The organism is Dactylosporangium darangshiense (genome assembly GCF_039537565.1).
Lineage (GTDB): Bacteria > Actinomycetota > Actinomycetes > Mycobacteriales > Micromonosporaceae > Dactylosporangium > Dactylosporangium darangshiense.
Genome location: NZ_BAABAT010000108.1, coordinates 1 through 9,639, shown reverse-complemented (window position 1 = coordinate 9,639; position 9,639 = coordinate 1). Strand labels below are relative to the sequence as shown.

The 9,639-nt window shown below is 65.9% G+C and carries 6 protein-coding genes; 4 read left to right on the top strand and 2 right to left on the bottom strand.

What is annotated here, in order from left to right:
- Window positions 1-126 precede the first annotated feature (126 nt).
- The 3 genes from ABD901_RS57355 (at window position 127) to ABD901_RS57345 (ending at window position 7,891) form a co-directional block, all read left to right on the top strand.
- Window positions 127-1,254, top strand: a complete 1,128-nt coding sequence (locus ABD901_RS57355) for a hypothetical protein (RefSeq protein ID WP_345144621.1) — start codon at window positions 127-129, stop codon at window positions 1,252-1,254.
- A 126-nt stretch (window positions 1,255-1,380) separates the two neighbouring features.
- Entirely contained in the window at window positions 1,381-7,014 is a 5,634-nt protein-coding gene (locus ABD901_RS57350) for an RHS repeat-associated core domain-containing protein (RefSeq protein WP_345144619.1), read from the top strand.
- An 85-nt stretch (window positions 7,015-7,099) separates the two neighbouring features.
- Window positions 7,100-7,891, top strand: a complete 792-nt coding sequence (locus ABD901_RS57345) for a protein kinase family protein (RefSeq protein WP_345144617.1) — start codon at window positions 7,100-7,102, stop codon at window positions 7,889-7,891.
- A 482-nt stretch (window positions 7,892-8,373) separates the two neighbouring features.
- On the opposite strand, the gene ABD901_RS57340 is transcribed toward ABD901_RS57345, so the two are convergent.
- Window positions 8,374-8,607 (bottom strand): hypothetical protein, encoded by a 234-nt coding sequence (locus tag ABD901_RS57340; protein ID WP_345144615.1) that lies wholly within the window; start codon window positions 8,605-8,607, stop codon window positions 8,374-8,376.
- A gap of 216 nt (window positions 8,608-8,823) precedes the next feature.
- Window positions 8,824-9,204 carry a hypothetical protein gene (locus tag ABD901_RS57335; RefSeq protein WP_345144612.1) on the bottom strand — a complete coding sequence of 127 codons (381 nt, stop codon included), beginning with the start codon at window positions 9,202-9,204 and terminating at the stop codon, window positions 8,824-8,826.
- 149 nt (window positions 9,205-9,353) lie between these two features.
- Here ABD901_RS57335 and ABD901_RS57330 point away from each other — a divergent pair, with 149 nt between their 5' ends.
- Window positions 9,354-9,560 carry a hypothetical protein gene (locus ABD901_RS57330; protein WP_345144610.1) on the top strand — a complete coding sequence of 69 codons (207 nt, stop codon included), beginning with the start codon at window positions 9,354-9,356 and terminating at the stop codon, window positions 9,558-9,560.
- Window positions 9,561-9,639 lie beyond the last annotated feature (79 nt).

Below are 9,639 nucleotides of genomic sequence, written 5' to 3'. Positions count from 1 at the left end.
CCGTCCGCCGCCACTCCCGGCTCGGACACCAATCCCCGATCAACTACGAGAACACCACCCACACAGCATCGACTACGCTCACCCGAGCCGCGTAAACCCCGTGTCCAAGATCAGGGGTCAAGGCCCGTGGTCCTGCCGGGCGATCCGGCTGGCGGGTCGGGCAGTGCGTTGGCCGATAGCGGGTCGCTGTCTGCTGATGTGGTGCTGGCGTTGACGTCGGGTTCGGGGTCGCAGGCGGGGGATTGGTCGAAGACGTCGTTGTCGCCGTCGGCATCGTGGTCGCAGGGCGGTTCGTCGGGGGATTTCACGTATACGGTGCCGTTGGCGGTGCCGCCGTCGTTGGGTGGTCCGGCGCCGAATCTGCGGTTGCAGTACAGCTCGGGCAGTGTGGATGGGAAGACGACGGCGACGAACGCGCAGGCGTCGTGGGTCGGGGACGGTTGGGATCTGAGCCTGGGCTATATCGATCGTTCGTTCCGGTCGTGCAGTGATGACGGGGCGGCGACCGGGGATTTGTGTTTCACGTCGGCGAACGGCGACAACGAGCCGATCTCGATCGTGATGGATGGTGTGTCGGGTCAGCTGGTGCGGGACAGCGCCACCGGCGAGTACAAGTCGGCGATCCACACCGGGTGGAGTTTCAAGAAGTACACGGGCGCGGCGAACGCCGACAACGATGGCGAGTTCTGGCAGGTGATGTCGCCGGACGGGACGCAGTACTTCTTCGGTCACGGGGGTGCGTACTCGGCGACGGCGGTGGCGACGAACAGTACGGCGAATGTTCCGGTGTACGGCAACAATCCTGGTGAGCCGTGTTACAAGACCTCGGCGCAGGGCGGCTATGCCGCGTCGTCGTGTCTGCAGACCTACCGGTGGAACCTGGACTACATCGTCGACCCGCGCGGCAACAGCGAGACGATCTTCTACCAGAAGACGACGGGGAAGTACGGCCATAACAACAACCACGGTGTCGCGGACTACGACGCCAACGTGTACCCGATCCGGATCGAGTACGGCACCCGGCAGGGTTCGGAGGGTGCGCCGGGCAAACCGGCACCGATGAAGGTTGAGTTCGGCATCGCAGAACGGTGCAACGACGTCGGGAGCTGCTCGATCGATGTGCCGTGGGACCAGTTCTGCGGGGTGAACCCGACGTCGTGCCCGAACCAGACCAGCCCCGCGTTTTTCATGCAGTGGGCGCTGGCGACGGTCACCACAGCGGTGTTGACGGACCCGGCGAAGGCCACCTATTAGACCGTCGACCAGTGGACGCTCGATCACGACTTCCTCAACCCGTTCACAGCTGACCAGGCGACGCTGTGGCTGGAAGGGCTGCAGCACGCCGGGTTCAGCGGCAGCACGTCGTTGTCGTCGCCAGCGATGGCGTTCGGCGGCGGGGCGCTGGACAACCGGGTCGACTACAACCTCGCCGCGGGTGTGCTGCAGCTGCGCCGGTATCGGCTCAGCCAGATCGAGAACGGCACCGGTGGCCTGCTGACGGTGTACTACGCGGGACCGGACTGCAGCCCGACCAGCATCCCGAGTAGCGCGAACGCCAACATCTACCGCTGTTTCCCACAGTATTGGGCGCCGCAGGGTGGAACGGCCGGGTTCGGCTGGTTCCATAAGTATGTCGTCACCGCGGTGGAGCAGACCGATCTGGCGGATTCGACGGCGCCGCCGGTGTTGACCAGCTACAGCTACAGCCTCGCGCACTCCACGACGAACGTGTTGTGGGGGCATGACCCGTCCGAGACGTCGCCACTGTCGCGGCGGTCGTGGTCGGACTGGCGCGGCTACACCGACGTGACCACGACGACGGGGCCGGTCGGTGGGACGCAGACTGTGTCGTCGGCGTTGTACTACAGGGGTATGGACGGCGACCGGGCCAGCGCCACCGGGGGAACCCGATCGGCCACCATCAACGACTCCCAAGGCGCCACCACGGACGTCAACGTGCTGCGCGGGCAGCTGCGGGAGGCCACGTCGTTCCGACCCGGTGGGCTGCCCTATTCCTCGACGCTGCACAGCTACGGCTACGGCACGGTCGCGACGCGGGCCCTAGCCTACGGGATGGGGAACCTGGTCGCGAACAACTTCGCCGAGGTCCAGACCCGCACCCGCACCCACATCACCACGCCGTCCGGGGCGGAGGGGTGGCGGTGGACGAAGACCACCACCGACACCGACAGCTACACCCTGCCCACCCTAATCCACGACTACGGTGACGAGGCCGACCCGAACGACGACCGCTGCACCGAGATCACCTACGCCGACCGCAGCATCGACCCGGCCAACGGCCGCTACCACGTCAACTACCAGCGGACCAACGTGCAGACCATCTGCGACAAGTTCGGGCCGGGCCATTACATGGCCGGCACGTTCACCTACTACGACAGCAACACCACGGGCACCGGACCGGTCGGCCAGGGCCTGGTCAGCAGGGTCGACGCATTGGACACGGTGGACTACAACACCACGCCGAACCCGACCCTGCACTGGCAAAACACTGCCAACACCGGCTACGACGCGTACGGACGGGTGGTCTGGACCCGCGATCCGATGAACGACGACACGCACAGGACCACGACGCGATACATCCCCGCCGCGGACGCGCCGGTCACCCAGACCGTGGTCACCAACCCGTTGGACCAGCCGACGACCATCACCTTCGACCCGTCGCGCGGCTTGCCGACCCTGGTCAAGGACCCCAACGACAAGGAGACCAACGCCCACTATGACGCGCTGGGCCGGCTCACCGACGTGTGGCTGGACAGCCGCCTCACCACCGACACGCCGAACCTCCACTACGGCTACCTCTACTACACGCTCGTACCGGTTACCCACAACTCGATCGCCACGATCAGATTGGGTCCGAACAACACGACGATCAAAAGCTACGACATCTATGACGGAAATCTGCGGCTACGGCAGAGTCAGACGCCCGCCCCGCAGGCCAACGGCGGGCGGATCATCACCGACACCCAGTACGACGGACGCGGGCTCACCGCCAAGACGACCACGTTCTGGACCTCCGGCCCTCCCGCCGGACTGACCGAAGGATTTGCCGACACCGACGCGGGAGTGAAGAACCAGCACCGCTACACCTACGACACCCTCGGGCGGCCCACCGCCGACGCGTTGTACTCCGTCAACACGCAGCAGTGGCAGACGACCACCGACTACGACGGCAACTTCACCACGGTTACACCGCCCACCGGCGGCATCCCCACCAAGACCTACGTCGACGGCCACGGCAACCCCATCGAACTACGCCAGTACCTTGATGCGGCCGGTAGCTACCAGGCCACCACCTACACCTACGACCCGCTCGACCGCCTCCGGCAGGTCCAAGACCAGTCGGGCAACATCTGGAAGACCGGCTACAACCTGCGCGGTCAGGTGGAGTCCACCACCGACCCGGACAAGGGCACGACCACCATCAGCTACGACCTCGCCGGCCGGCCGACAACGGTCACCGACGCACGTCCGGGCAGCAGCACAACCACGAAGTACGACGAACTCGGCCGCAAAACCGGCCTCTACGACGGCACCACCACCAGCGGCTTCCAACGGGCGAAATGGACCTACGACACCATCACCGGCGCCAAAGGTCACCTCGCCTCCTCCACCCGCTACGTCGCCGGCGGCGCCGGCACCGACGCGTACACCACCACCGTCACCGGCTACGACAACGGCTACCGGCCGCTCGGCGTCACCACCGTCATCCCATCGAGCCTCAACACCCCCGGCCTGCCGTCCGGCACCTACACCACCAGCACCACCTACAAGGTCGACGGATCCGTCGAATCGGTCACCTACCCGGCCGCCGGTGGGCTGGCGGCGGAACAGGTGTTCACCACCTACGACAACACCGGGCGACCCCTCACGTTGGCCAGTCTGGACGCCACATACATCGCCTCCACCAGCTACTACAGCTGGGGGGCGCCGTTCCAGCAGATCAACGGCAGCGGCACCAAACGGGTCCAGCAGACGACGACCATGGACGAGACGACCGGACGGCTGACCAGCAGCAAGGTCGAGACCGAGAACCAGTCGACGCCGAACCTGTGGGTGGAGCGGCTCACCCAAAACTACGGCTACGACCGGGCCGGCAACGTCAAGAACATCACCGAAACCAGCGCCGGCGCCACCGTGTCCAACGAGTGCTTCACCTACGACCAGTTGCGTGAACTGACCGAGGCGTGGACCACCACCGCCGCCACCTGCCAAGACCCGCCGACCATCGCGGACGTTGGTGGCCCGGACGCCTACTGGACCACCTATGGCTACCAGACCGGGACGAGCACCTACAACAACGGCAACCGCAAGACCGAGGTCCGCCACGCCATCGGCGGTGGCAGCGACACCACACGCACCTACAACTACACCGACCCCACCAAACACCACACCCTGAGCAACGTCGCCACCACCGGCGCCACCACGAGTACCGATAGCTACACCTACGACAACGCCGGCAACACCCTCACCCGCACCATCGCCGGGACCGGCCAAGCCCTCGACTGGGACAGCGAAGGGCACCTCACCACCGTCACCGACACTACAGGCGTCACCAGCTACATCTACGACGCCAACGGCAACCGCCTCATCGCCAAAGACCCGACCGGCGTCACCGCATACCTACCCGGATTTGAGGTCCGCAAGGCCGGCACCACCACCACCTGCACCCGCTACCTCGGCCCCGCCACCCGCACCCCAACCGGCACCACCTGGATCACCAGCGACGCCCACGGCACCGGCCAACTCGCCATCGACGCCGCCACCCTCGCCGTAACCCGCCGCAAAACCGACCCGTTCGGCAACCCCCTCGGCACCGACCCCACCTGGCCCAACCCCCACGGCTTCGTCGGCGGCATCCGCGACAACACCGGCCTGACCCACCTCGGCGCCCGCGAATACGAACCGATCACCGGCCGGTTCATCTCCGACGACCCGGTCACCGACGTAGCGGATCCGCAACAACTCAACGGCTATGCGTACGCCAATAACACACCTGTCAGCAGCAGCGATCCAACCGGACTGCGGACCGACGACCAGTATTACCAGCCGGGCGGCATGAACGACTCGGTACCGACACCACCGGCTGTCAAGCCAAAGGCAGGAGATGAGCGGCTACGGAACATCATCGATGACCTCTACCGCGATGGCGCCTCACGGGGCGACGGCACGACAGCGGGTGCGCTTGAGGAGGAGATGCGCACGGGCGAACCCACCATGTCGCGGAACAATGAGACAGGGGAGATGGAGGGCACTTGGCATTACGATAAGGCTGCAAATAAGGCAAACGCCCTCGCAGGTCTGCTTCGAGAGAATGAAATCGCGAAGGCGGAAGGCCGCCCGCCAACGCTTTCCGCGGATGACGAACGCATTGCCAAGGCTGAGCTCAAACGCTTATGGAAATCGCTGAACACCGAGATGCCCGACGAGATGAAGCGCTACTACCTTGAACCCGCGAGGGCGGAAGCACTCAAGAATCAGTTGAAAGCGCTACGAACTAACAAGTACATCGCCAGCGTCACCGGAGCTGAAGTCGAAACACGGCTCAGCAGAAACGGTAGGACGACAGTCTTTACAATGAAGACCCTGCCTGCGGTGGAAGGCGCTGCGAGGTTTTTCCTTCTCGTCGACGTCGCCGCGTTCACTATGGTGGCAACAACAGACGGATGGGACGCGGCCGTCAGTAGCTTCATATACATGTGGATCGGCGATCCGTGGGGGGGGGGGGGGGGGGCGCCGACGTGCTGTGCCCCAAAGGCACAACGAAACCGAACTGCCAATTTTGACCGAGCATCGCTGAAGGAGAGAGGGACCCGGGTGGACCGCATCGAGGCGTCGCTCGCCGCCGTCGACTGGAGCAGCATCATCGGCGAGCGATGGGACGGCGAGGAGGAGCCGTTGGCGGACATGCCGAGGATGGTGCGCGATCTGTGGCACGCCGACTTGAGTCGGCGCTGGCACGCGGCGGACTACGTGGCGGCGGCGGGGTTCGAGTACGCGAGCCTCCGCGACGCCACGGTGCCGCTGATCCCGGTATTCGTGGCGGTACTGACGGATCCGCGCTCGGAAGCGCCGACGTTGCACGACATCTGGGACCCGGAGCTGCCGCTGCGGGCCAGGCTGCTGAACCTCCTGGCGACGGCGGCGGACGCTGCCGCGTGGGGCGGTGTGGACGAGGAGTTACGGGCGAAGGCGGCGGTGGTCGCGGCGGACGCCGATGCGGGCATGTCGCTGGCGGACCGTGTCGCCGGGGCCGAGGCGCCGTTGCGGCTCGGGGTGCGGGCGCTGGCCGGACGGGTGCTCGGCGACCTGCTGCCGTTCCTCGACGACCCTGATCCGCGGATCGCGCACGCGGCGGTGTTTGCGGTGTCGCAGTTCGCGCGGTTGGGGCCTGACGCGCGCGGTGCGGCGGTCCGGGCGCTACTGGCCGTTGCGCAGCGCACGGATGGTGTGGTGAGTGTGGCGGGCGAGGCTGCGTACGGGCTCGCTGTGCTGGGGGCGGACACGACGTCGCTGCTGAGCCATCCGGCGTTGGTGGTGCGTGCCTGTGCGGCGCTGTCACCGGCGACGGCCGGCGACGCCCGCTCGGTCGCGGCGCTGGAGGAGGCGTTGCGGTACACCCCGGCCAACGACCGCTGGCGACCACCGGGCTCATCTGCGCCGGGACGGAAGCGGCTGCACATCGAAGTGGCCGGGGCCGCCGCGCAGCGTGCGGCCAGCTTCGACGACCTCGTGCCGGGCGCCTTCGTCGTGGCCACCCCGGAGGCGGAGTCGACTGAGGCCGGGTGGGGGCCTCTGCTGCGGGTCGCGTTCCCGCCCGGATGGCCACAGCGCCCGCTCACCGGCAACCAGCGCGAGTTCCTGCGCCGGCTGGTCGACAACGACGACATCTGGGGCGAACGGGCGGAGTCCGCCATGCCGTACTTCGCAGCGGTCGGCTTGCCCGAGGACCGCGAGGCCTGTCGGGCCATTGCCACAGGTACTGGCACCTCTTGATGTGTAGCGTTCGCCGCTTCGAGCCCACCGCTTGAGATGCGACGTCCACCTGAGCGAGGCGTTTCCGCTCATGTATCACTGGCGAGTGCTGCCCGGGGCGCCGCCGCTGGCCGACGAGATCGCGGACAGCGAACGTGTGGTCGCGTACTGGGACGGATCGACGGCGGTGCGGCAGCGGCTGCACGCCCTCGCCCAGGCATCAGCGAGCGTGGTGCTGTTCCTGGAATACATCCCGCAGAACCTGCACGCCTGGCTGACCAGTCAAATCGCCGCCGGCCCGGACGCCGTCACCGCCGCCTGCGCCATGGTGCAGCGACGCTTACAGGCCGACATCGCCTTCATGAACGCCAACGGCCTGTTGCACCTCGACGCCCATTTCCGCAACATCCTGAGCGACGGCCACCGTCTCTACCTCGCCGATCTCGGCCTGGCCACCTCGCCCCGGTTCGACCTGTCCACCGACGAGCGGGACTTCCTCGCCCGCCACGCGAGCCACGACGCCAACTACGCCGTGCGGGAACTGCTCAACTGGACAGTCGCCAACGTCGTTGGGATACCTGCCCCTGTCGAGCGCTACGACCATATCCGCCGCTGCGCTGCGGGAACCCGACCTGCCGGCGCCTCCGCGCCGGTCGCGGAGCTGATCAGCCGCTACGCACCGGTCGCGGCCATCCTGAACGACTTCTACTGGAACGTGTTCGGCGTGAGCCGGGCAACGCCGTACCCGGCTCAGGAGATCACGCAGGCAATGGCTGTGGTCCCCGGCTTCGCGCCCGTGCCGTCGCCCCACAGCCCTGCGCCTTATCTGGCTGATCAGCTCATCGACGGTCCCATCCCCGAGATGTGGACCTACCAGGAGAACCAACCATCACGCTGAAAGACTTCATCCACAGGTATTGACAATTGCTCCGCGCGGGTTGCGTATCGCCGCAGCGATCAGCGAACTTTGCCGCTGCGATCTGAAGTTGGCCGCACAGGCTCGGCGCGGCCCCTGATCGGCGAATGCAACAGCACCCGCGCTGGGTTCGCGCCGGGCCAATCGGACATTGCTCCCACATAGGCATCTATCGTCGCCACCGACTTGCCGAAGTCCCAGCTCATCGAGCTGTGACTTCATGGCAGTCAAATGTCCGTATTGTATGGGTGGACCACACGTTGCAGAATCCGAACCGTATTCCAGCAGCTCACGGCCCGATTGTGACAGTCAGGCCAGTCGGAACCCGGCGGTCATAGGATCGGCGGGCGCTGGTTCGAATTTCCGGGTGGATACGTCTCAAAGCTGCGCACCCTCGGGCCGCTTGGCTGTAGCGGCTGATATGCCGATCGGCTAGCCGGCAGGTATGCGCCATGGTTCCATGTTCAGTCGGTCCCCAAGAACATGGAAACGGGCCGTGACCAGCGCCGATGCGAAAGTGTGGTCATCGGCGGTCGCTGGCCGGTGGCCGCCGGGAGGTCGGTAGCCAGCGGTTCGAGCCCGTTCGCATCGAAGATGTCGGACGGGCTCGAACCCGGTGAACCGAGGGTCGGCAGGGAGACCGTGCCTTCCTTGTTCGATGACCGGAGGTGACGGTCGCGGCGGTGCGGCGTCGGCATGAGCCGCAAGCTGCGGGTGCTCCTCGGCAGTGACGATGGTCAGGTCGCGTTTAGGGGTTGGTGTCGGAGGTCCGAGTTGTATCCGATGCTTACGCCATCTGGCTGGTGGGTCTCGCCGGCGTCTGGACCTGTCGAAGACGAGGCAACTTCGGCGGGTTACGGCCTGACCGGTGGGAGTGCTTGATCGATTCACTCATCTGCCGATGAGCGCGTGTGTCAGGTGCCCTTCCGTTCACGCTGAATCTCCGCCATGGCGTCCCGACGTTGTGCGGCAACCCAGCCGGCAGGGTCGGCGTCATAGTCCCGGCATCGACGACGCCACTCGTGGAGTTCCGACCAGATGTCGTCCTGGTTTCGCACATAAGCCCCCGGTGGTCCGTGGCCAACGAGACGGCCGTCGTCCGAGCGGTAGGTCATGTCGAGGCCATGGAGGTACTGCAATGCCTGCATCACCAGCAGGTCAGGCTCGGTCCCGTACTCGGCAAACATGAGCGGTTCTGCCCAAGCGGATACCGTCTCACGCGCGATTTCACCTCGCGCAACTGCCTGCCAATGCTCATCCACATCCGCTCGGCTGGGTGGAGCGATCAAGACCATTCGATCATTATCGCTCGGCGGTCATCCGCTCATGGCCGCGGTGTGCGCTCGTGGCACGAGGCGGCTTGGTCCGGCGCGCAGTCGGTAGCCTTACTTGCCGAGCTTGACCGCTGGTCAGGCTCGTCCCGGCCAGTGCATACTCACTGCCCATGACGTACGACCTCGCCGTCTGGAAAGGCGACCGCCCAGACGAGTCGAACGCGGCCGAGACCTTCACCGCCTTGTATGGCCAGTACATCGGACGAGACGACCAGACACCGCCCACGCCGGCGATCAGGGCATATGTGGAGTCGCTTTTGGATCGGTGGTGTCGCGGCTTCCTGAAGACTGACCCCCAGCGGATTTTTGAATATTGACCCCTCCGTTCTGATGATCTTGGAGGGTGTTGACCGTGGAGGACTGGGCAGAGATCCGTCGTTTGCATAGGGCGGAGAG

Excerpts from the sequence above, each read along its gene's own strand:
- ABD901_RS57350 (WP_345144619.1), top strand. The coding sequence starts at position 1,381 with ATGGCGTTCGGCGGCGGGGCGCTGGACAACCGGGTCGACTACAACCTC.
- ABD901_RS57340 (WP_345144615.1), bottom strand. The coding sequence starts at position 8,607 with ATGCCGACGCCGCACCGCCGCGACCGTCACCTCCGGTCATCGAACAAG.
- ABD901_RS57335 (WP_345144612.1), bottom strand. The coding sequence starts at position 9,204 with ATGGTCTTGATCGCTCCACCCAGCCGAGCGGATGTGGATGAGCATTGG.
- ABD901_RS57330 (WP_345144610.1), top strand. The coding sequence starts at position 9,354 with ATGACGTACGACCTCGCCGTCTGGAAAGGCGACCGCCCAGACGAGTCG.